This window comes from Zobellella denitrificans, from assembly GCF_002407485.1.
GTDB classification, from domain to species: domain Bacteria; phylum Pseudomonadota; class Gammaproteobacteria; order Enterobacterales; family Aeromonadaceae; genus Oceanimonas; species Oceanimonas denitrificans.
Map to the genome: position 1 here is coordinate 1,861,092 of NZ_CP012621.1, position 22,327 is coordinate 1,883,418.

At 58.6% G+C, this 22,327-nt stretch carries 23 protein-coding genes; 13 read left to right on the forward strand and 10 right to left on the reverse strand.

What is annotated here, in order from left to right; all coding sequences use genetic code 11:
- Positions 1-19: 19 nt before the first annotated feature.
- The gene (gene glpK, locus AN401_RS08840) at positions 20-1,525 is read right to left on the reverse strand and encodes a glycerol kinase GlpK (RefSeq protein ID WP_094040990.1); all 1,506 of its coding nucleotides are present in this window, start codon (positions 1,523-1,525) and stop codon (positions 20-22) included.
- 38 nt (positions 1,526-1,563) lie between these two features.
- Entirely contained in the window at positions 1,564-2,424 is an 861-nt protein-coding gene (locus AN401_RS08845) for an MIP/aquaporin family protein (protein ID WP_094040989.1), read from the reverse strand.
- A gap of 415 nt (positions 2,425-2,839) precedes the next feature.
- Here AN401_RS08845 and AN401_RS08850 point away from each other — a divergent pair, with 415 nt between their 5' ends.
- Entirely contained in the window at positions 2,840-4,825 is a 1,986-nt protein-coding gene (locus AN401_RS08850; protein ID WP_096779122.1) for a methyl-accepting chemotaxis protein, read from the forward strand.
- On the opposite strand, the gene mepA is transcribed toward AN401_RS08850, so the two are convergent.
- Positions 4,815-5,576: a penicillin-insensitive murein endopeptidase gene (mepA, locus tag AN401_RS08855; RefSeq protein WP_096779123.1), complete on the reverse strand. Its 762-nt coding sequence runs from the start codon at positions 5,574-5,576 to the stop codon at positions 4,815-4,817. The genes AN401_RS08850 and mepA overlap by 11 nt on opposite strands.
- A gap of 88 nt (positions 5,577-5,664) precedes the next feature.
- Here mepA and AN401_RS08860 point away from each other — a divergent pair, with 88 nt between their 5' ends.
- Complete coding sequence (locus AN401_RS08860; protein WP_232513416.1) at positions 5,665-6,288, forward strand: hypothetical protein; 624 nt, start codon at positions 5,665-5,667, stop codon at positions 6,286-6,288.
- Between the two features lie 56 nt (positions 6,289-6,344).
- Entirely contained in the window at positions 6,345-7,238 is an 894-nt protein-coding gene (locus AN401_RS08865) for a dienelactone hydrolase family protein (RefSeq protein WP_096779124.1), read from the forward strand.
- Between the two features lie 140 nt (positions 7,239-7,378).
- On the opposite strand, the gene AN401_RS08870 is transcribed toward AN401_RS08865, so the two are convergent.
- Positions 7,379-8,017, reverse strand: a complete 639-nt coding sequence (locus AN401_RS08870; protein ID WP_096779125.1) for an MBL fold metallo-hydrolase — start codon at positions 8,015-8,017, stop codon at positions 7,379-7,381.
- A 15-nt stretch (positions 8,018-8,032) separates the two neighbouring features.
- A complete protein-coding gene (locus tag AN401_RS08875; RefSeq protein WP_096779126.1) occupies positions 8,033-8,389 on the reverse strand; it encodes a DUF3693 domain-containing protein in 357 nt (118 codons plus the stop codon).
- 147 nt (positions 8,390-8,536) lie between these two features.
- Between AN401_RS08875 and AN401_RS08880 the strand changes: the two genes are divergently transcribed.
- From AN401_RS08880 to AN401_RS08895, 7 genes are all read left to right on the forward strand, one after another.
- Positions 8,537-8,758 (forward strand): hypothetical protein, encoded by a 222-nt coding sequence (locus AN401_RS08880; RefSeq protein ID WP_096779127.1) that lies wholly within the window; start codon positions 8,537-8,539, stop codon positions 8,756-8,758.
- Positions 8,759-8,760: 2 nt separating this feature from the next.
- Positions 8,761-10,764 carry a replication endonuclease gene (locus AN401_RS08885; RefSeq protein WP_096779128.1) on the forward strand — a complete coding sequence of 668 codons (2,004 nt, stop codon included), beginning with the start codon at positions 8,761-8,763 and terminating at the stop codon, positions 10,762-10,764.
- A 17-nt stretch (positions 10,765-10,781) separates the two neighbouring features.
- Positions 10,782-11,075: a hypothetical protein gene (locus AN401_RS19745; RefSeq protein ID WP_157772211.1), complete on the forward strand. Its 294-nt coding sequence runs from the start codon at positions 10,782-10,784 to the stop codon at positions 11,073-11,075.
- Between the two features lie 225 nt (positions 11,076-11,300).
- Positions 11,301-11,525 (forward strand): hypothetical protein, encoded by a 225-nt coding sequence (locus AN401_RS19750; RefSeq protein WP_157772213.1) that lies wholly within the window; start codon positions 11,301-11,303, stop codon positions 11,523-11,525.
- A 51-nt stretch (positions 11,526-11,576) separates the two neighbouring features.
- Positions 11,577-12,959 (forward strand): hypothetical protein, encoded by a 1,383-nt coding sequence (locus tag AN401_RS19755; protein ID WP_157772215.1) that lies wholly within the window; start codon positions 11,577-11,579, stop codon positions 12,957-12,959.
- Position 12,960: 1 nt separating this feature from the next.
- Positions 12,961-13,284, forward strand: a complete 324-nt coding sequence (locus tag AN401_RS19760; RefSeq protein ID WP_157772217.1) for a DUF5455 family protein — start codon at positions 12,961-12,963, stop codon at positions 13,282-13,284.
- Positions 13,284-14,393, forward strand: coding sequence for a zonular occludens toxin domain-containing protein (locus AN401_RS08895; RefSeq protein ID WP_096779130.1), 1,110 nt, complete (start codon positions 13,284-13,286; stop codon positions 14,391-14,393). The genes AN401_RS19760 and AN401_RS08895 overlap by 1 nt, the downstream gene beginning before the upstream one ends.
- A 268-nt stretch (positions 14,394-14,661) precedes the next feature.
- On the opposite strand, the gene AN401_RS08900 is transcribed toward AN401_RS08895, so the two are convergent.
- From AN401_RS08900 to AN401_RS08915, 4 genes are all read right to left on the reverse strand, one after another.
- The gene (locus tag AN401_RS08900) at positions 14,662-15,084 is read right to left on the reverse strand and encodes a DUF3653 domain-containing protein (RefSeq protein ID WP_096779131.1); all 423 of its coding nucleotides are present in this window, start codon (positions 15,082-15,084) and stop codon (positions 14,662-14,664) included.
- 25 nt (positions 15,085-15,109) lie between these two features.
- The gene (mnmH, locus tag AN401_RS08905; RefSeq protein ID WP_096779132.1) at positions 15,110-16,231 is read right to left on the reverse strand and encodes a tRNA 2-selenouridine(34) synthase MnmH; all 1,122 of its coding nucleotides are present in this window, start codon (positions 16,229-16,231) and stop codon (positions 15,110-15,112) included.
- A complete protein-coding gene (selD, locus tag AN401_RS08910) occupies positions 16,224-17,261 on the reverse strand; it encodes a selenide, water dikinase SelD (protein ID WP_096779133.1) in 1,038 nt (345 codons plus the stop codon). Before selD ends, mnmH begins: the two co-directional genes overlap by 8 nt.
- A 275-nt stretch (positions 17,262-17,536) precedes the next feature.
- Positions 17,537-18,730: a class I SAM-dependent methyltransferase gene (locus AN401_RS08915; protein ID WP_094039740.1), complete on the reverse strand. Its 1,194-nt coding sequence runs from the start codon at positions 18,728-18,730 to the stop codon at positions 17,537-17,539.
- 75 nt (positions 18,731-18,805) lie between these two features.
- On the opposite strand from AN401_RS08915, the gene yccX reads away from it, so the two are divergent.
- From yccX to AN401_RS08930, 3 genes are all read left to right on the forward strand, one after another.
- The gene (gene yccX / locus AN401_RS08920; RefSeq protein ID WP_094039741.1) at positions 18,806-19,078 is read left to right on the forward strand and encodes an acylphosphatase; all 273 of its coding nucleotides are present in this window, start codon (positions 18,806-18,808) and stop codon (positions 19,076-19,078) included.
- Between the two features lie 117 nt (positions 19,079-19,195).
- Complete coding sequence (locus AN401_RS08925; protein ID WP_094039742.1) at positions 19,196-19,492, forward strand: helix-turn-helix domain-containing protein; 297 nt, start codon at positions 19,196-19,198, stop codon at positions 19,490-19,492.
- 92 nt (positions 19,493-19,584) lie between these two features.
- A complete protein-coding gene (locus AN401_RS08930; protein ID WP_232513445.1) occupies positions 19,585-20,739 on the forward strand; it encodes a type II toxin-antitoxin system HipA family toxin in 1,155 nt (384 codons plus the stop codon).
- Positions 20,740-20,792: 53 nt separating this feature from the next.
- Here the strand turns inward: AN401_RS08930 and AN401_RS08935 are convergent, their stop codons facing one another.
- Positions 20,793-22,313 carry a fumarate hydratase gene (locus AN401_RS08935; RefSeq protein WP_094039743.1) on the reverse strand — a complete coding sequence of 507 codons (1,521 nt, stop codon included), beginning with the start codon at positions 22,311-22,313 and terminating at the stop codon, positions 20,793-20,795.
- Positions 22,314-22,327: the final 14 nt, after the last annotated feature.

The window sequence follows — 22,327 nt, forward strand, 5'->3', positions numbered from 1 at the left end:
TTGGTATTTTCGTTTTCGCTCAGTGCTCGACCCAGTCCAGGGAGCGGGCCACCGCCTTCTGCCAGCCCCGGTACAGGGTGGCGCGGGTGTCCTTGTCCATCTGCGGCTTGAACTCCTTGTCGACCGCGAACTTGTCGGCCAGCTCGTCGGTGCTCTGCCAGACTCCCACCGCCAGGCCGGCGAGGAAGGCCGCGCCCATGGCGGTGGTTTCGGTCTGCCGGGGGCGCACCACCCTGGCGTTGGTGATATCCGACTGGAACTGCATCAGGAAGTCGTTGGCCACGGCGCCGCCGTCCACCTTGAGCGCGGCCAGCTTGAGGCCGGAATCTTCCTGCATGGCCTCCAGCACGTCCCGGCTCTGGTAGGCCACCGCCTCCAGCGCCGCCCGGATGATATGGTTGCGGTTCACGCCCCGGGTCAGGCCCACCAGGGTGCCGCGGGCGTAAGGATCCCAGTAGGGGGCGCCCAGGCCGACGAAGGCCGGCACCAGGTAGACGCCGTTGCTGTCCTTCACCTTTTCGGCGAAGTAACCGGTGTCGTCCGCCTCGCGAATAAGGCCCAGTTCGTCCCGCAGCCACTGGATGGTGGCGCCGCCCATGAACACCGAGCCTTCCAGCGCGTAGTTGACCTCGCCCTTGGCGCCCACCGCCAGGGTGGTGAGCAGGCCGTGGCTGGAACTGACCTTTTGCTCGCCGGTGTTCATCAGCAGGAAGCAGCCGGTGCCGTAGGTGTTCTTGGCCATGCCCTTGGTGAAGCACAGCTGGCCGAACAGGGCCGCCTGCTGGTCGCCGGCGATACCGGCGATGGGAATGCGGGTGCCGCCCTTGCCGCCGATATTGGTCTTGCCGTACACCTCGCTGGAGGGGCGCACCTCGGGCAGCATCGACTCGGGGATGCCCATTTCATCCAGCAGTTTCTGATCCCATTCCAGGCTGTTGATATTGAACAGCATGGTGCGCGAGGCGTTGGTGTAGTCGGTGACGTGCACCCGGCCGTCGGTCAGTTTCCAGATAAGCCAGGTGTCCACGGTGCCGAACAGCAGCTCGCCGTTGTTGGCCTTCTCCCGGGCGCCTTCGACGTTGTCCAGTATCCACTTGAGCTTGGTGCCGGAGAAATAGGCGTCGAGCACCAGGCCGGTGTTGTCGCGGATATAGTCGGTCAGGCCGCGCGCTTTCAGCTGCTCGCAGATGTCGGCGGTGCGGCGGCACTGCCAGACGATGGCGTTGTAGACCGGCTTGCCGGTGCTCTTTTCCCACACCACCGTGGTTTCCCGCTGGTTGGTGATGCCGATGGCGGCAATCTGATCCGGGCTGATGCCGGTCTTGGCCAGCACCTCGGTCAGGGTGGAGCGCTGGCTGGCCCAGATCTCCATGGGATCATGCTCGACCCAGCCCGCCTGGGGATAGATCTGGCCGAACTCCCGCTGGGCCACGCCCTGGATGGCGGCATTCTCGTCGAAGATGATGGCGCGGGACGAGGTGGTACCCTGATCCAGGGCGACGACATACTGCTTTGCTTGGGACATCTGTGGTTCTCCTTGTCGAATCCGTATCGAGTTCTGGCTCAGGCCGTGGCCTTGCGCTCCTGGGCGGTGTTTTGTTCGGCGGTGTCGCCGGCGTCGGCTTCGGCCCTGGCCGCCGGCAGGAAGCGGGCGATGGCGTTATCGTACAGCCAGGCACCCAGGCAGGCACCCACCACCGGGCCCAGGATGGGCACCCAGAAATAGGGGTTGTCCCGCCCGCCGGTGAGGGCCAGGTCACCCCAGCCGGCCAGCCAGGCGAACAGCTTGGGGCCGAAGTCCCGCGCCGGGTTCATGGCAAAGCCGGTGAGCGGGCCGGTGGCGGCGCCGATCACCGCGATCAGCAGGCCGATCAGCAGGGCCGCGGCCATGCCCTTGGGGCCGCCGTTGCGATCGTCCACCAGGGCCAGTATCGCCATCATCAGCACGGCGGTGATCACCAGCTCCACCATAAAGGCATGTCCATTGGACAACAGGCTGTGGGGATAGGTCGAGAAAATGCCGGCCAGGGCCAGGCTCTCCTGGCTGCCCCTGAGCACGCCCGCCGCCTGCTCCCACTCGATAAACAGCGGCTGGTAGAGGCTGTAGACCAGGGCGGCGGCCGAGAAGGCGCCCGCCAGTTGCGCGCCTATATAAGGCAGCACCTTGCGTTTGTCGAAGCCCCGGAACAGGGTCAGGGCCAGGGTGACCGCCGGGTTGATATGGGCACCGGACACGCCGCCCGCCACATAGATGGCGATGGCCACGCCCACCCCCCAGCTGATGCTGATTTCCCAGAGTCCGAAGCTGGCATTGGCCACCACCAGGGCGGCAACACAGCCGGCACCAAAGAAGATCAGCAATCCGGTGCCGATAAACTCCGCAAGGCATTCTCCGAACAGGGTGTTTGGTCGTTTGATAGACATTTTCCTACTCCATTGTGTGTGTACAGTCATCCTGCCACTCGAATTCTGGGTTATTTGTTCGTATTCGAAAATATTGTGTTAGCAAATTTGTGTTCTTGATCACTTATTTTTGACCTTTCGCCTTCGTTGTGACACATGGCTATCACTTATTGCGTACTGCTGACAGTGCGGATGATTCTCTTTTGAGGCCTTGTTTTGGCCATCAGGTGACGCTTATCGGCTATTTGTCGTCGCTCCCGGGCTTGAGCCCCGATAAAGGGCTGCCAGTTTTTACTTGTCTTTTACGGTCACGAATGTATTTTTATGCTCGAATGCGATCGTTTGGGTGTGGGTTCCACCCATGCCGGTGGGGGAAGGCGATCTTTGGCCGGGCGGATGCCCGGCATTTTTTTAGTCAAACGACAAGGAGGCCGTGATGCCACTCAGGCTTAAAACCCGTTACAACCTGCTGCTCCTGCTGTTTATGGCCGGGGTATTGCTGCTGACCATCGCCGGGCTGCGCTGGCTGCTCGCCCCCAGGCTGATGGCCATGGAAAGCGAGCTGGTCCGCCACGAGCTGGTGCTGATAGGAGAGGAGATACAGCGGGAACTGGCCCAGGTGCAGGCCCAGCAGCGGGCCATCACCCAACTGGTGCCCGGGCTTGCCAGCGAGCAGATCGATGCCCAGTTGCCTAGCCTGCTCGATCAGTACGGCGAGCCCAAGGTGTTCGGCGGCGGCATCTGGCCCCTGCCCCGGGCGAGAACGCCGGATCGGGACAGGCACAGCAGCTTCTATCATCGCGCCGAGGGAGGGCAGCTGGTGGTCAACCGCTACTGGAACTCCGCCGAAGCCCCTGCCTACTACCGGCAGCCCTGGTACCGGAACGGGCGCGAGGCGCCCCGGGGGCAGTGCGCCTGGGCCAAGGCCTATCGGGACGGGGCCAGCGCCGAACCGCGCACCAACTGCGCCATGGGCATCTACCGGGACGGTGCCCTCTACGGGGTCGCCACCCTGGACGTGACCCTGGGCTTTTTCAACGAGCTGGTGCGCCGCAGCGAGGCGCGCATCGGCGGCCAGGTGCTGATCCTGGAGCGGGACGGAACCCTGGTGAGCAACACCTCCGCCATGGCGGGAGAGGTGGTGCTGAGCACGGTGGCCGAGCAGGCCGCGCGTGCCGATATCGCCCGCCGGCTGGCGGCGCTGGATCTGGACCGGGCGGAGCCGATGCGGCTGGCATACCAGGGCGCTGGGGGCGAGGCCCTGACCCTGCTGCTCGAGCCCATTTCCGGCACGCCCTGGTTGATGGCGGCCAGCCTGCCCTCGACCGGGCTGCAACAGCAGAGCCAGGCCATGGTGCGGTTGCTGCTGGGCCTGCAACTCCCGGCCCTGCTGTTGCTGCTGCTGGTGGCGGCGCTGGCGTTACATCGGCTGATGAACCGCCTGATGATGCTCAAGGCCGGCATCGACCGGCTGTCCGCCGGGGAGGCGGACTTGAGCCGTCGCCTGGCCCTGGGCCGGGGGGACGAGATCGACGACATCGGCGACTCGGTCAACCGTTTCATGGCCTATCTGCAGCAGATGGTCGCCCGCCTGGGCGAGGCCAGCGGCGATATCCGCCAGGCCCTGCAGCAACTGGGTGAAGGGGCCCGGCGCAGCGGCGAGGTGCTCGATGCCCACGCCCGGGAAACGGAGCAGGTGGTGGCCGCCGTCAACCAGATGAGCGTCAGCGCCGACGAGGTGGCCGGCAGCGCCCGGGACAGCGCCGGCTTTATCCGCGAGGTCAACCGTCAGGCGCGCTCATCCCGGGCCCTGGTCCAGCAGGCCTCGGCGGCGGTGGCGGCGCTGCAGGAGGAAGTAGAGGGCACCAGCGGCCAGGTGGCGCAGATGCGCGAGGCGGTGCAGCAGATCACCCCCATCCTCGACAGCATCGCCGGTATCGCCGAGCAGACCAACCTGCTGGCGCTTAACGCCGCCATCGAGGCGGCCCGGGCCGGTGAGCAGGGACGGGGATTCGCGGTGGTGGCGGAGGAAGTGCGGGCCCTGGCGGCCCGGACCCAGGCCAGCACCGAGGAAATCGGTGCCCGCCTGGCGCGGCTGACCGCCGGGGTGGCGTCCGTGGTGTCGGCCATGGCCGACACCCGGCAGAGCTGCCAGGCCACCGCCGGCCATACGGCGGCGGTGACCCAGGGGCTGGATCAACTGGCGTCGGCGGTGGACCGCATCCACGGCCTGACCGAGCAGATCGCCGGTGCCGCCGAGCAGCAGCGCACCGTCTCCCGCCAGATCGATGAAAACATGGTCAGCATCAGCGACATGGTCGGCACCCTGGTGGCCCAGGACAGGCACAACCAGGACAGTAGCCGCCTGCTGGGCGAGGCCAACGCCGGGCTGGAGCGGCTGGTGCGGGGCTTCAGGGCCTGACCCAGCCCACGCAGGCCTTGGGTAAAACGGGGCGCCAGGGCGCGCGCGGGCCGGCGGTGATCTCGCCGGCCCTGTCGTTGAGCCAGCCGGCCAGCTCGGCGCCGCAGCCGGTGCCGGCAGGTACCGGCGCCTGGGGTTGGCAGCGGGCCTGGCCCTGAGGGCAGGCGAGGCGCACATGGAAATGGCTGGAATGGCCGAACCAGGGGCGGATTTTCCTGAGCCAGGGAGATTCGCCATGGGATTGGCACATGGCCTGCTTGATCAGCGGGTGTACGAAAATGCGGTCGACCCGGTGATCCTGGGCCGCCAGGGCGATTAACTGGCGCTGCTTATCCTGAAAATCGGCGGTCAGCACATAGTGGCGATGATCGACCATGTCCACCGCCGCTATGGTTTCCAGTTGTCGGGGCAGGGGATTTTCCGGCGGGCTGCGCAGCCAGATGTCCGCGTCCAGCCCGGTCTGGTGGCTGCGGTGGCCATAGGCGAAGGGCCCGCCCCGCTGCATGGCGATATCCCCCACCAGCATGGGCGGCAGCCCGGCCTGGTCGACCCGGCGTCCCAGATCCTGCAGGTAGTGGATCATCTGGGGCTGGCCGTAGTAGCGCTGGCGTTCGCTTCGGATCACATAAAATCCGGGGCCGCTGCCGGGCAGGGCCCGGGCGTTCATCTGGCAACCGGCGGAATAACCACCGATGGCCTCGGCCCAGAGGGATCCGGGCAGCAATAACAAGAGCCAGCACCATTTCATCATTCGTTTGTCCCCCTTATTCCCGATAGGGGTCATTATTTATGGCCGGCGCTTTTTTTGCTAGGGTTAGGCCCTCTGAAGTTGAGGGAACATGATGATGACAGTACAGCGTTTACCTTTGCAACAGGTGCTCGAACGCCCCCTGGAGTTCGTGCTGTGTCCGCCCGCGGTGCGCTTCTACCTTACCCATGGCCTGGTATTGCTGGCCAGTCTGGCTGCCGTGACCATGGCCCTGTGGGACGGCCAGGACGGCTTCGGCCTTATTCATTGGGTCGGCGTGATCTTCGGTGGCGTCGTGCTGCTGATGAGCCTGTGGCCGCCGAGCTGGAGCCGGCAGCGCTTGATCAACCTGGCCTTCGACGCCGAGCGCCTCTATATCGTCAACGGCGTCGGCAAGGTGGCGATGGCGCTGCCCCGGGAGCGGGTGCAGGCGGTGAATCGGGGCAAGCTGCCAGGCCATGACGGCGCCGTCATCGCCTTTACCCTGGACTTGTCCCTGAACGAGCAGGAACTGCAGCAAATCAACGAGGCCCTGGGCGCCCAGGTCGAGGATCGCTTCAAGCTTGACGACCACCGCTATCGGTTCGGCTTTGTCGGCAACTGGCAACCCCGGCGCAAGCTGCTGGCGGCCGTAGCGGTACTGGCGCCGGCGGTGGCCATCCCGGCCCGCGACGAGCCGGCCAGGGACGAGGATGACGACGACTGGGACGATTGAGTCCTCCCTGCCTTTGCTATACTGGCCGGGTAGCCATCCAGACAGGAGTCTCCGTCATGCGCAAACCCGACCCCGCCGCCATTCCCAAGCCGGCCTTCGACCTCTACGATAAGTACGCTCACGGGCTCATCGACCGGCGCCAGTTCATGACCGGCCTGGCCAGGGTGGCGGTGGGCGGCGTGACGGCTTCCGCCCTGTTCGCGGCCCTCAGGCCCGACTATGCCCTGGCCCAGCAGGTGTCCTTCACCGATCCGGACATCCTGGCCAGCTACCGGGAGTTCGATTCCCCCGAAGGCCACGGCAAGGGCCGGGGCTATCTGGTGCAGCCCCGGAACCCATCGTCTCCGCCCGGCCTGGTGCTGGTGGTGCACGAGAATCGCGGCCTCAATCCCTATATCGAGGACGTGGCCCGGCGCCTGGCCAAGGCCGGTTTTATCGCCTTCGCGCCCGATGCGCTCTTCCCGCTGGGCGGCTACCCGGGCAACGACGATGACGGCCGGACCCTGCAGCAGCAACTGGACGGCGACAAGATTGCCGCCGACTTTGCCGCCGCCGCCCGCTTCCTGCAACCGCTGGACGGAGGCAACGGCAAACTCGGGGTGGTGGGCTTCTGCTTCGGCGGCTTTATCGCCAACAAACTGGCCGCCGAGTTGCCGGAGCGGGTCGGTGCCGCCGTGCCCTTCTACGGCATGCCGCCGGCACTGGACAAGGTGGCCGACATCAAGGCCGCCCTGCTGATCCAGATGGCCGAGGATGATGAGCGTATCAACGCCGCCTGGCCGGATTATGAAGCCGCCCTGCAACGCCACGGGGTGAGCTACCAGGCTTATCAGTATCCGGGTACCCAGCACGGCTTCCACAACGATTCCACCCCCCGCTACCACCCCGAGGCAGCGGAGCTGGCCTGGTCCCGCACCCTGGCGTTCTTTAACGAGCATCTGGCGGGGTAGGGCCTAGGGCAGGGACGGCCCGGGGCGACGCGGCGGCACCGGCTTCTTGGGCGGAAAATGCGGGGCCGGCGGATTGCGCGGCCCCTGCTTGGGTTTGACCATGGGACACCTCCTGCCCTCAGTGTGGCAGAAGGCGGCGTTCAGCGCAGGAAGGGGTTGTGCAGCCGCTCTTCGCCCAGGGTGCCTTCCGGGCCGTGGCCGGGCACGAAGGTGATGTCGTCGCCGAGCGGCAGCAGGGTGTGCAGTATGCTGTCGATCAACTGCTGGTGGTTGCCGCGGGGAAAGTCGGTACGGCCGATGCTGCCCCGGAACAGCACGTCGCCCACGAAGGCCAGCCGCTGCGCCCGGTGCAGCAGCACCACATGGCCCGGGGTATGGCCGGGGCAGTGATACACTTCCAGGGTTTCCTCGCCGACGGTGACGCTGTCGCCCTGCGCGAGCCAGCGGTCGGGTACAAAGTCTTTAACCGGGGGAAAGCCGAACATCTGCGCCTGCTGCACCAGGGCTTCTATCCAGAAGGCGTCGTCCCGGCCGGGGCCGATGATGGGCACCCCGGTCTTTGCCTTCAGCTCACCGGTGGCGCCCACATGATCCAGGTGGCCGTGGGTGAGCAGTATGCTTTCCAGCTCGAGGCCGCGCTCCGCCACCGCCACCGCCGCCAGCAGCCGCTCGGTCTCGCCGCCGGGGTCGACGAGCGCGGCCTTGCGGCTCTGGCTGCACCAGATCAGGCTGCAGTTCTGGGCGAAAGGGGTCACCGGCAGGGTGATTCGTTCAAGCATGCTGAGTTTCCATTTTTAACATAATGTGGTATTAAGCGTTGTTGTTATGATGGGGAGAAGACCTGCTAAGCTTATGATTTCTATTGATTTATTTTTCATCTTCTCCCCTGCTAGCTTTTGGATAATGGCGCTCCATGCCTCTTTTGTTTCCTTTGTTTTTGCTCTGGCTTCTGCCAGTTTTAGCAGTACTTCCTTTACGTCTAAATCACATTCCTTTGCTATGTAAATAGCTGTTTCATCAGTGATTTCTGCTTTTCCGCTGTTTATTGTTGATATGTGCTGTTTTGAAAAACCTAGTTCTTCTGCAGCCTGTTTGTACTGAGTGTAATTTTTCTTGTACATCAGCTTATCTATTAGTTCTTTTGAATACATATTGCCTCCAATGCATTCTTTTTCTGTTTTGTCAAGTATAGCGATTTTGTCTTTCCTTGCTTGCTTGTTGGTACTGTCATTTTAGTACTACCATCCATGGTACTGTGATTCTAGAACTCTAGAAGCCGTGTACTAGGAGACTCTACCATGTCTGACGTCACTATCACAATGAGTGAGACTCAAGTGGACCAGCTTCACGGCTGTCTTGTTGCTCACGCTGATGCTATCTCTCTGGCTATGAACATTGCTATCTCTGCCGGTCGTCATGCTGATGCTGCTCAGTATGCGTCAGATCTGCGTGTTGCGAATGACCTGTTAGACAGGGTTTCTATCGAGTTGTTTGCTCCTGATTTTGGCGGGGAGTGCTAGTCATGATGGGGATGGGCTATGGCGTCGATAGATCGTTTACTGATATGGCTGTGGTGGCTTCTCCTTATGCTGCCCGTGGTGCTGCTCTTGAGCCTCGATATCAGCCCTTCTATGCCGGGGGCCAGTCTACTCCTTTCGATATCGCCACAGCCAGGTTTGGTACTGCTGAGTGTGCTGCTTTTCGGCATCGTATCGGTTGCCGTCATATGGCTATGCAGTCTTCCCTGTCTTCGTTCTACATAAGGAAAGCTCAAGATGACTCTTACATTGAAGCAAATCGGGCTCTTGCCGATATTGATGATCGCCTTTCTTATCCCGGCCCCTGTGGCGTTTTTCGCTGCTCTTGGGATGACTCTTTTATTTCATCATTTGCTGGCAAGCTTGAATCTTATTTTTCACGTCTCAGAAGTTTCTCTAGTTCTGACTGTGATTTCTTTGTTTCTGCTCTGGATGCTGTTAACAGTTATGCTCTCGGTGCTCCTGATGCGTTTTTCTCTCCGGATGAACAGTCCGCTTTTCTCAGTCGTCTTTGCTCTTCAGATTGGCTTAGACTTCGCCTTCGTCGTCATGTCGGGCGTGTGCTCTCTGATATCTCTCGAATTATGGGGCTTGTACACAAGCGATCACAGCCTTATGTATCTGATTATCAATTGGCTCGCCGTGTTTCTCGTCTTCGAGATAATAAAGCCGTTCTTACGGAGACGGTGGCCCATAATTCTTTAGATCCTGATGAATGGTTTACCCTTTCTGAGTTGGCCGGCAAGTCTGTATCTAATCCTGTTAATCGTCGTGCTGAATTGATGGTTCGCTGTCGTGGCTTTGAAATTTGTGCTGAAGATTTGGGTCACGTTGGTCTTTTCCTTACTTTAACTTGCCCTTCTCGTTTTCATGCCTTTTCGAATTCGGGCAAGCCTAACCCAAATTGGGACGGTTCTACTATTAGAGACAGTCAGGCTTGGCTTGTTTCTCGGTTTAATTCAATTCGTGCTGAGCTTAATAATAGTGGTATCCGGCCATATGGCTTTCGTGTTGCTGAACCTCACCATGATGGTACAGCTCATTGGCATTTGTTGCTTTTTATTGAGCAAGATAACGTGAAGTCTCTTCTCTCTATTTTTAAGCGTTATATGTTAATGGATTCGCCAAATGAGCCGGGTGCTAAAAAACATCGTTTCAAGTGTATTTTTGCGGATAAATCAAAAGGCTCTGCAACAGGGTATATCGCTAAATATATTTCTAAAAATATCGATGGCTTTGCCGTTGGTCAGGATTATGAAACTAAATCACCAGCTCTTGAGACGGCGGCCCGTGTCGATGCTTGGAAGGCGGATAATGGTATTCGTCAATTCCAGCAAATTGGTGGGCCGTCTGTACAGGCGTGGCGCGAAATGCGGCGCATGCGAGATGAGTTCAAAGAGGATGACCCTATGTTAAAGCACCTGTCTAATGGTGAGTGGCTGGCTCTTGAGAATGTGCGGCGGGCTGCTGATGCCTCAGACTGGGCTGCTTTTTGTATTGCAATGGGTGGCGTTCAAGTTCGCCGCAACGATCAGACTATCCGTTGTCATTATGCTGTTCCTCAGGCCATGGAAAAGCTCTGTTCTGATACTGGGGAGATCGTTTTAGAACCAAAGACTACTCGGTATGGTGATATAGCCAGTGCTCGAATTGTTGGCGTGATGTTTCAGCGTATTTTTGTTGCCACTCGATTTAAAGATTGGCAAGTCGTCAACAAGAAAAAATTCCTCCGTGGTACTGCTGATGTTATGCGTGGTGTTACGGATATATTTGATGCTATGGAAGCTGAGCAGGAATATATGCGAATGCTTGAATCTGAATATGATTCCTATGTGGCGAAAATGAATGCGCTAGCAGATGAAAACCATTGGCTGCTCATTGAGTCTTTAGAGCTGGAAGCTGAGGCCAGCCGCAGGCTGGCCGTAGCTTCCGGCTCTAGCGAGCGTAGCGAGCCTTGGAGTTCTGTCAATAACTGTAAGACCCATTAACCTACGAGGTAACTACCATGATTGTGCAAGGTCTCATTATGTCATCTACTGACATTACCAGTAAAACTAACCGGGATACCATGGTTCAGACTGGATCTATTAATCTTCTGGTGACTGAGCCGACTCAAGTCGTTCAGGTTTCTGTTTCTCAGGATTTGGTAGCGTCCGGTGCTCTCAATGACCTTAAGGGTCTTGTCGGTAAACAGACCAATTTTACTCTTGAGTTCAGGAATTCTTCGTGGGGTGATGATAGCGGAAAACATCGCCAGTATTCTGGTTTTTCTTTGGTTTCCGTTCCTGTTGTTAAGTGATTATTGGGGTCTGTTATGGAGCTTGAAGATCTTGTTTATGTGCTCATTGCCTTAGGTTTTTTCTTTGCCTTTGTGCATGGCTTTAATACGGGGAATTTAAGATGATAACAGGCCTCGATTCCGTTCTTGCCGGTCTTTGCATTGCATGGCTGGTAGGGTACTGCCTTGGCGTTCTGTATCGTTTTGTTCGCCAAGTTTTTGAGAAAGCGACAAGAGGGTAATGTTATGAAAAAGTCAATTCTTGGGGTTACTGCCGTGACCAGTACTCTGGTTGCGGGTACTGCTTCCGCTGCTCTGGATGCTACTGCTGTGGCTGATATTCAGGCTGCTGTTATCGCGGATGCATCCACTGCCGCTGGTGCTGGCTTTGCCGTTATGACCGTCGTTCTCGGTCTGTCTGTCGGCTTTGGCCTGCTCCGTGCCTTTATCTCTAAGGGTGCGCGTGGGTAATCCATTGTCCTGTAAGGGGCGGGTTTCCTGCCCCTTTTAGGGGGATTTTTTATGCTTCGTTTTTTTTCATTTCTTATTGCCTTTTTAATTCCTTTTTCTGTTTTCTCTCAGGCAAATCCTTATTATGTTCCTGCTCAGGTTCATAGTGTGACCGGTATAGCGTCGGTTACTACTCAACAAATTACGACAAATGCAATCGGCAAAGGTTTTGCCGCTAATGACCCATTTCGACCGGTTCAAGCGAAAGTCACTCCGGCCAAATTATTGCAATTCGCCAAGGCTAATGGTGGCCATGTTTTAAAAACTAATTTGTGGTGGATAGCGGCGACTGTTGCTCTTGGTTATGTTATTGATGAATTTGGTAATGTATTGTCTCATTCGGGTACTTTATCTCCATCTATGAGCGCGTCCGGTAAATGTGAGGCATCTGCTACATCTTTTCTGGCTAATTATGGTACAAAAACGTTATCTCAGTGTTTTGATATTTTATTTTCGCTTGTCCATCCTGCTGATTGCGGCGGTACGTGTACTTATGATAGCTTTAAATTTTACCCTCAGAATGATAATACTGTATTCAGCTATCATTTATATTGGCAAGCTCCCTCTCAGATTAAAATGCGCTTTTCTAACTTTTCGCCGCCTGCTGATTATGTTTATGAGCCTGTTTCTGATTCCGATTTTACTGATGCAATTTTGCCGTATATCACTGCTAATCCCAGCCCCGATATTTTCGGTGATGACCCCAGTCAAGTTGATTGGGAACCGCTCGAATATAATCCCTATGCCCCTAATCCCTATGGCGCCGGTTTAATGGACCTCTATCGCCAGGGCTTATTACAATCCAGCGACCCCAACGGTGATTATTATGTTACTCCCGAACAATACGAGGAGGTTGCGCAATGGGTTGCCTCTCAGGACAGGGCGTTATCTCCTGATGGTATCGCTGATGCGTTGAATGATGCCCTCAAGAGCCCTCTTACGCAGCATCAGTTAGCTGAAGAGCTGGCAAAGAATCGGCAGCAGCAACAGGAACAGGATGTGGCTCGTCGTACTGCTGAGTTCACTGATGCCACTTCTCAGTTTAATGAGCAGACCGAGCCTAGCAAGGATGCATTGGATCAGAAAAAGCAGGATTTAGATGATTTTATTGCAGACATACCTGATCTTGTTGGCTCCGATATTCCGGGTACTCCGGGTGGTATATCCGGTGTTCCTTTTCCTTCTAATTGGGCGACGGGAATGAATGGGGCTTGCATGCCTCTGGTCGTTAGTTTGAGTGTGCGTCAATTTTCCACTACTACGACTTGGGATGGTCATTGTCCTATTTACGATTCTGTTTTTCGTCCTGTAATTACATGGTTTTTGTATTTGATGACGGCTCTTTATTTGTTCCGTCTGTGGGATGATACAGTTACTCGTGCAACGGGGGTGTAATATGGGTGCATTATTTGCTGCTATAGGTAATTTTGTTGCTGCCATTATAATCAAGCTGGTTGCTTTAATTCCTAGCCGGGCGGCGTTAGCGGGGGCGTTTATAGCTACTTTTGCCGCTTTCACGGCAACATTTACTCTTGCGATTAATGGGCTTATTAATCCGCTTATCTCTGATGCTCCATCCGGTAGTTTGTTTGCTGCCGGTATGTCTCTGTTGCCGCCAAATGCGTCATTTTGTTTATCTGCTATTGCATCGGGTTATTTGCTGCGTTGGGTGTTCTTGTGGCAATATAAAACATTGTCTATTGTTCTGAGGTCAAAATAATGCCGGCTCCATATTTTATTACAGGTCCGGTAGGGGCCTCGAAAACGTCCACTATGGTTAATCTCATTGTGGGATATCTTAATGAGGGGCGTCCTGTTGCGACAAATATTGATTTATATTTGGAGTATATGCCGCTTAATGAATTGGGTTTAAATACTCCGGTTATACGTTTGCCGGAAGAACCGCGATCAACGGATTTGGATAATTTGGGTTATGCTTATCCCAAAGAGCATGGTTATGATGAAAGCAAGAATGGCGGTCTTTTTATCGATGAAACCGCTTTTTTTCTTAATTCACGTGAATGGCAAAAGCGTGATAGGCAAGAGCTGATTAATTGGTTTCGTTTGGTGCGCAAACGGGGTTGGAATGCTTTTCTAGCTGTGCAAGATATAGATTCTGTTGATAAGCAGGTGATAAACTCTCTTTGTCGTTCCATTGGTTGGTGTTATACCTCAGATTCGTTTATGCGGGGTGGTGGTAATCCGTTATTGATGTTGATCTTGTTGCCGGTTAGAGTTTTTGCCAAGTTTTTTATAAAGCGAATTCTCGGGGTTCCTAGAATTCACATGTGCACCTTTTATAGTGGCAAGAGTGTGTCCACTGGTGTAAAACAAGATACTGTTATGGCTAAAGGGTTATGGCTATATAGAAGCTATGACACTAAGCAGGAATTCCATGATGGTTCTGAAATGATGGAGTTTCCTGTAAAGGATAAAGAGGGCCAGTATCTAGTAACATATAGAGATCCAAAAACTAAAAAAATGATAGAGCGTTATGTTCATCGTGATGCTATTTGTCATTTAGATGACGTTTCAATTAAAAAAGAAATTCGTTCTGTTGATATGCGCGCTCCTTATTCGATTTTGCCGGCTAAATATATTCGTGCTTGGTATCCTGCTGATGTTTCTGATGGAGCTTCTTCTGTTCAATTTTCTTTATTGTTAATTCCTGTTTATGCCGTGGTGGCATTGGCCGTATTGTTTAAGTACAAATGTTGTCGTTACAGTCCTAGACGGTTGGCTTTATTGTCTTTTACTAATATTTATCTTCTGTATGAGCTTTTTACTACTGATGCTTTTTTGAAAAGTGTTTTCTCTTTTTTGGCCTAGATTTCATTCTGGGTCGGATATGCCCGGTAGGGCATGCTAAACCAGCGTCCTATCAGGCTATGCTGGCTTTTTTTTCGCGTTCTCGTTTTTTCGTTCGCCGCATTGCTCGATCGCGTCCTGATAAACTTTGTTTGGCCTGTATTAATCATCAGCGTCGTATAGAAGGGAAGGGTCGGAGACAAAAGATAGTATCAGCGCCGGCGGTACTATTTTAGCCAGTGTTTTCCTATAAACATTCCTATTAGTAATCCTATTATTATTCCTTCTATTAATTTATTCCCATTCCCTTTATTATTCTTTGGATTATTTCTTTTTGTTCCCCTGAACTCTTTTGGATTATATATATAATCTTTCTTATCCATTTTTCATCCCTTCTTAGTTTTTCTTGTTCTTTTAATTGCATTTCATAATCTAACTCTCTAAGCCATTTTCCTGTAAATCGCCTTCCGCTGGGTGCTATCAGGTATTCTCCTGCTAGTCTCCAGCCTGCCCACTGTGGTGATAGATCGTGCTCGAGTTGGCCGGATGCCATTTTCATTAGTGTGATGCATTCGGCCGGAATTTTTTTACCTTTGTCCCATTCTGTGATCGTCTTCACACTTCTGGCACAAAGTTTTGCTGTTTCTTCCTTGCTCAGACCGCATTCGTGCCACCTAAATATGAAGTTTTTGGTGATTTTTACTCTCTTCATGTTCAACACTCCTTATTTTACATTTTTAGTTATCCTTCCCTATTGAACATAATGTGGTAGTGGGCGAAGTGTCGGCCTGGTGCCGACTGGCCAGCCAGTCGGCCAGCTCGCCGGCGTCGCCGCGTTTGACCACACGGGCTTCCTTCGCGGCCAGGTGGCGGCGGTAGATGGGATCGTAGTAGCGCTCCAGCAGCTCGGTGATCCACGCCTGGTGGCCGTCGCTGCCCAGGCCGCGGGCTTGTGCGGTCAGGGCCTCGTCCATGATGGCGGAAAGCCGGCGCCACTCCCGGTCGCCGAGGCGCTTGTACAGGCGCTTGAGGCCGCCCTGCAGGTAGTCGCCGAGGCGGGCCATGTCGTTGCCGAAGCGGGCCTGCATCAAATCCACGTAGTCGTGCTGGATCTGCCGTACCCGCTGCTCGAAAGGCACTTCCAGCACCAGCAGCGGCGATTGCTGCATCCGCTGGTAGAGCGACAGGGGCAGGGGACAGCGGCCGATCATGGCGCTTTCGTCTTCCACCAGCCAGGGCGTGATACCGGCCCGGCGCTGTTTGAGCCGGGCGATGGCCAGCCGGTTCTCGAAGTCGATGGGCGTGGGCTGGGGCTCGCCCCAGTGGCCGAAGCTGGAGCCGCGATGATGGGCGTAGGCTTCCAGATCCAGGGCCAGGGGAGTACGGCCGAGCCAGTCGGTCTTGCCGCTGCCGGTCAGGCCCGCCAGCACATAGCCGGGCTGGCGGAACTCTTGCTCGATAACGGCCAGCAGCCGCCGGCGCAGGGCCTTGTAGCCGCCCTCCACCCGGAGGACGGGCCGGCCGGCCTCGGCCAGCCACTGCTGCACCGTCTGGCTGCGCAGGCCGCCGCGAAAGCAGTAGATAACGCCCCGGGGGTTAGCGTCCAGCCAGTCGAGCCAGGCCTGCAGCCGCCCCGCGCGCACCTCGCCGGAGACCAGTTGGTGGCCGAGGGCGATGGCGGCGGCCTGGCCCTGCTGCTTGTAGCAGGTGCCGACCCGGGCCCGCTCGTCGTCGGTCATCAGCGGCAGGTTGCTGGCCGAGGGGAAGGCACCCTGGATGAATTCCACCGGGGCACGCAGATCCAGCATGGGCACATCTTCGCCCAGCAGCACATCGTAATCGGCGGTCAGCTCAGTCACCGCTCACCTCGATGCGATGGGCGCCGGGGGCGGTGAGTCGGCCGATGGGGGCGAGTTCGAGCTCGTGGCGACGGGCCAGGGCCAGGAAGTCGGGCTCCGCTTCGGGGCGCACCGCCACCAGCAGGCCGCCGCTGGTCTGGGGATCGCACAGTATGTGCTGCTGGCGCGGGCTCAGCGGCGCCAGCTTGTGGCCGTAGGCGTCCAGGTTGCGCAGGGTGCCGCCTGGTACCGCGCCGGCCTGCAGGTAGTGATCCAGGTTGGGCAGCAGGGGGATGGCGGCCATCTCCAGCCGGGCGCCGACGTCGGCGCCTTCGCACACCTCCAGCAGGTGGCCCATCAGGCCGAAACCGGTGACGTCGGTCATGGCGGTAACCCCCTCCAGGGCGGCGAAGTCCTGGCCCGGCTTGTTGAGTTGGCACATCACCTCGGGCGCCAGCAGGCCGTCTTCTTCCCGCAGCAGCCCCTTCTTCTGGGCGGTGGAGAGGATGCCGATGCCGAGCGGCTTGGTGAGATAGAGGCGGTCGCCGACCCCGGCGGTGTCGTTGCGCTTGACCCGCGCGAGCGGGACCTGGCCGGTGACCGCCAGCCCGAAGATGGGCTCGGGCGCGTCTATGCTGTGGCCGCCGGCAAGCGAAATGCCGGCGTCATGGCAGGCCTGGCGGCCGCCGTCGATCACCTGCTGGGCCACTTCCGGCGGCAGCAGGTTGACCGGCCAGCCGAGGATGGCGATGGCGACGATGGGAGTGCCGCCCATGGCGTAGATATCGCTGATGGCGTTGGTGGCGGCGATGCGGCCGAAGGTGAAGGGGTCGTCCACTATCGGCATGAAGAAGTCGGTGGTGGAGATGATGCCCATGCCGTTGCCGATGTCGACCACGGCGGCGTCGTCCCGGCTGGCGTTGCCCACCACCAGGCGGGGGTCGGCAAAGGCGGGCAACTGGCTGTGCAGTATGGTGTCGAGTACCTTGGGCGAGATCTTGCAGCCGCAGCCGGCGCCGTGGCTGTATTGGGTTAGGCGAATGGGGTCCACTGCGGATTCCTTGGTCACAAACGGAAAGTGCTAATAGTAACGGTTAGACTACCTGGCTGACAAACCTTCGGGCTTACCTTGGCAGGCAACAGCGGCGTCAAAACAGGCGGATAAAGGGAACGGCTGCGCCGACCGTCACATGCCATGGATGGCATGTGCGAGCGTACAGGGATGTATTCACAGCGTGTCGGCGGAGCCGTTCCCTTTGGCCGACTTCTACGATCATGACAATGGCGGCGTCATCAAGCCGAGGGGCCGCAGGCGGCCCCTGGCCGTTACCAGGCGCGGACCACCAGCCCCTTGAGGTAGTGGCCTTCCGGATAGGCGGTGCCGATGGGATGGTCGGCGGCCTGGTTGAGCCGCTCCAGGATCTGGGCGTCGCGGCCGGCGTCGAGGGCGGCGTCCGCCACTATCTTCTGGAACAGATCCGAGGTCATCAGCCCGGAGCAGGAGAAGGTCAGCAGCACCCCGCCCGGGTTGAGCAGCTGGAAGGCCAGCATGTTGATGTCCTTGTAGCCGCGGCAGGCGCCGTTGAGCTGGGCCTTGCTCTCGGCGAACTTGGGCGGATCCAGCACGATGACGTCGAAGCGCTGGCCCTGCTCCCGGTAGTCGCGCAGCAGCTTGAACACGTCCGCCTGCTCGAAGCGGGCCCGGCCGAGATCCAGGCCGTTCAGCTCGGCATTCTGGCGGGCAAGCGCCAGGGCCGACTCGGACACGTCGGCGTTGATCACCTCATCGGCGCCGCCCTTCAGGGCATAGACGCCGAAGGTGCCGGTGTAGCTGAAGCAGTTCAGTACCCGCTTGCCCTTGCAGTAGCGGCCGGCGATACGGCGGTTGTCGCGCTGATCCAGATAAAAGCCGGTCTTGTGGCCGTTTTCCACGTCCACCAGGATGCGTACCCCGTTGTTTTCCTCGATCACCACGGGCTGGGGCGGCAACTGGCCCGCCAGCAGGCCCTTGCGCTCCTTCAGGCCTTCCTTCTTGCGCACCGCCACGTCGGAACGCTCGTAGATGCAGGCGCCCGGATAGAGCTGCTTGAGCGCCTCGACGATGGCCGGGCGCCAGCGCTCGGCGCCGGTGCTGAGCAACTGGCACACCACCACCTCGCCGTAGACGTCGATGGTTACCCCGGGCAGGCCGTCGGACTCGGCGGCGCACAGCCGGTAACCGGTGAGGCCCTGCTCCTCGATAAGGGGCTGGCGGCCCTCCTTGGCGCGTTGCAGCCGGCGCAGGAAAAAGGCCTGGTCCACCACTTCGTTGTTATCGAAGGTCCACACCCGGGCGCGGATCTGGGACTGGGGTGAGTAGAAGCCCCGGCCCAGCCACTGGCCGTTGTGGCTCAGGATGTCGACGGTATCCCCGGCGTTGGGCTGGCCCTGCACCTTGTCGATGGCACGGGAAAACACCCAGGGGTGGCGGCGCAGGAGGGACTTTTCCCGTCCGGCGATAAGGGTAATGGCTGCGGTCATAGGCTGGAGCTGCTGAAAATAAGGGGCCACAATTCTAGGGGGCGGCGCGGTAAAACACAAACGAGGAGCCGAATCATGGGCGAGATGGCGAAAAAAATCCGGGTCAGCGGTCTGGTGCAGGGGGTGGGCTTTCGCTTCTACACCCAGCGCGAGGCGGAGAAGCTGGGGCTCAGCGGCTACGCCCACAACCTGCCCGACGGCCGGGTGGAGGTGGTGGCCGAAGGGGAGGCCGGCCAGGTGCAGCGGCTGGTGGACTGGCTGAAGGTGGGGCCGAGCAGTGCCCTGGTCGAGGACATCGAAGTGGAAGAGGTGGCGCCGGGCGGTCATCGGGGGTTCGAGACCGGTTAGTTGCTAATGACAGCTTATATGTTGTTTATGTGATCATTAACAATTTTTGAGTTGTTTTTTATCTGGATAACAATCAATATGTTGTTATGTGTCCGGCCGGATGAAGATGGATCAGGTATGAAACACCTTGTCGAGCTGGCGCCCATCCTCAAACAACGGCGCCAGCAATTGTCTCTGAACCAGAAAGACATGCTGATGCGCATCGGCATGTCTCAGCAGCAGTATCAGCGAATAGAGGCCGGCGGCGACCCGCGGCTCAGTACCCTGTTGCGCATCGCCGAGGGGATGGGGCTGGAACTTCTGCTGGTGCCCCGTGAACAGGCGGCACAGCCACAAGCGTCCGACGCCGCGGTCAACGAGGAAAAACGGCCGGGCAGCTGGGATCAATTGCTCGGTGGCCTGGAGGATGATTAAGTGAACGGGATCCAAGCCCGGACCGAGTACGTCGAGGCGCTGCAACTCAGCCTGTCGGCATCCTCGCCCATTACTCCGGCGGTAAGAATATTCTGACCTTCGATCCGGGGTACCGGGCATTGCCGGCCGCGCTCAGGCCCACCTTCACCCTCACCCAGTTGGTGAACCAGGCCTATCTGGACCAGCCCCATGTTCACAACCTGCGGTTACCGCCGGTCTTGTCCAACCTGTTGCCCGAAGGCGCCTTGCGTGCCTGGATGGCGGCGGCCCTGAGGGTACACCCGGATCGGGAGTTTCCGTTGCTGGCCTGGGCGGGCAATAACCTGCCCGGTGCGCTGGTGGCGACGCCGGTGCCGATGGGCGGGCTTCCCGCCTGGGCGTTGTCGGCACGGGAGCAGGTCGAAGGGATACAGATAGAGGTGGGGCGTTGGGCTGAAAAATTCTCTCTGGCCGGGGTGCAGATGAAGTTTTCGAGCGTCCGCCGGGAGGGACGTTTCAACATAGGTACCGAAATAGGGGAAGACAGCTGGATCATCAAAACCCCTTCCACCTTGCATCCGGCGGTGCCGGCAAACGAATTCTCCATGATGAGGCTGGCCCAGGCGGTGGGGGTCGATATTCCCGATATTGCCCTGGTGCCCCTGGCGCAGCTCGATCAGCTACCCGATATTCCTCTGCCCGGGGAGGAGTTCGCCTACGCCATTCGGCGCTTCGATCGCGGCGAGCAGGGGCGGGTGCACACGGAAGATTTTGCCCAGGTATTCGAACTCTATGCCCACGACAAGTACGGCAAGAAAAATTATGAACAGATTGGCGCCATACTGCACCGGTTCAGCCCGGAGGGACTGACGGATCTGCAGCAGATGGCCCGGCGGCTATTGGTGAATATTCTGCTGGCCAATGGCGACGCTCACCTCAAAAACTGGACCCTGGTCTACCCGGATCGGCGTAATCCAAGGCTGTCGCCGGCCTATGACATCGTCTGTACCCAGCCTTATGTGAATGGGGAGGACAGCGCGGCGCTTAATATGGCCCGGCAAAAAGCCTGGTATGACATGCAACTGACGACCTTCGAAACCTGGGCACGGAGGATGGACGTGTCCTGGTCGGCAATACGGGTGCACTTGCTGGAGCAGGCCCGGGAGCGCTGGCCCGGCATGCTGAAGGGGTTACCGATGCGGGAGGATCACCGGCGGCTGTTGCGGGCCCACTGGCAGCGGCTGTCCCCCGACTTCCGCATAACATAAAGCCCGGCAGTGCCGGGCTTTGATAACGTCTGCCTTCCAGCTTCCAGCCGTCGTCAGGCTTTCAGCTGGGCATCCAGCTCTTCGATTTTGGCCTGCCAGATGGCGGGGCCGGCGACGTGGGCGTTGTTGCCCTCGGCGTCCACCGCCACGGTGACCGGCATGTCTTCCACCTCGAATTCGTAGATGGCTTCCATTCCCAGATCCTCGAACGCCAGCACCCGGGCCTTCTTCACCGCCTTGGCCACCAGGTAGGCGGCGCCGCCCACGGCCATCAGGTACACCGCCTTATGGCGCTTGATGGACTCGACGGTAGCGGGGCCGCGCTCGGCCTTGCCCACCATGCCGATCAGGCCGGTCTGCTCCAGCATCATGTCGGTGAACTTGTCCATGCGGGTGGAGGTGGTGGGGCCGGCGGGGCCCACGGCCTCGTCGCCGATGGCGTCGACCGGGCCCACGTAGTAGATGAAGCGATCCTTGAAGTCGACCGGCAGCTGCTCGCCCTTGTTGAGCATGTCCTGGATGCGCTTGTGGGCGGCGTCACGGCCGGTGAGCAGCTTGCCGGACAGCAGCACGGTCTCGCCCATCTTCCACTGGGCGATGTCGTCGCGGGTCACGGTGTCCAGGTTGACCCGGCGCACGTTCTCGCCCACTTCCCAGGTCACTTCCGGCCAGTCTTCCAGTTTCGGCGGGGTCAGCTCGGCGGGGCCGGAGCCGTCCAGGTGGAAGTGCACGTGGCGGGTGGCGGCGCAGTTGGGGATCATCACCACCGGCTTGGAAGCGGCGTGGGTGGGGGCGGACTTGATCTTGATGTCCACCACGGTGGTCAGGCCGCCCAGGCCCTGGGCGCCGATGCCGAGCTTGTTGGCCTTGTCGAAGATCTCCAGGCGCAGTTTTTCCTCGGTGGTTTCGGCACCGCGCTCGATCAAGTCGTGGATGTCCACCGGATCCATCAGGGCTTCCTTGGCCAGCACCGCGGCCTTCTCGGCGGTGCCGCCGATGCCGATGCCGAGCATGCCCGGCGGGCACCAGCCGGCGCCCATGGTGGGCAGGGTCTTCAGCACCCACTCGACGATGTCGTCGGAGGGGTTGAGCATCACCATCTTGGACTTGTTCTCGGAGCCGCCGCCCTTGGCGGCGATGGCCACCTCGACGTGATCGCCGGGCACCATGTCGATATGCACCACGGCGGGGGCGTTGTCCTTGGTGTTCTTGCGGGCGCCGGCCGGGTCGGCCACGATGGAAGCGCGCAGGGGATTATCGGGGTTGTTGTAGGCGCGGCGCACCCCTTCGTCCACCATCTCCTGTACCGTCAGGTCGCTGTCCCACTGCACCTGCATGCCGATCTTCACGAAGCAGGTGACGATGCCGGTGTCCTGGCAGATGGGCCTGTGGCCTTCGGCGGACATGCGCGAGTTGATCAGGATCTGGGCGATGGCGTCCTTGGCGGCCTGGCTCTGCTCTTTGTGGTAGGCTTTTTCCAGGGCCTGGACGAAGTCCAGCGGATGGTAGTAGGAGATGTACTGTAGGGCGTCGGCAACGGAATCGATAAAGTCCTGCTTCTTGATAATGCTCATGGCTTCCTCTGGGT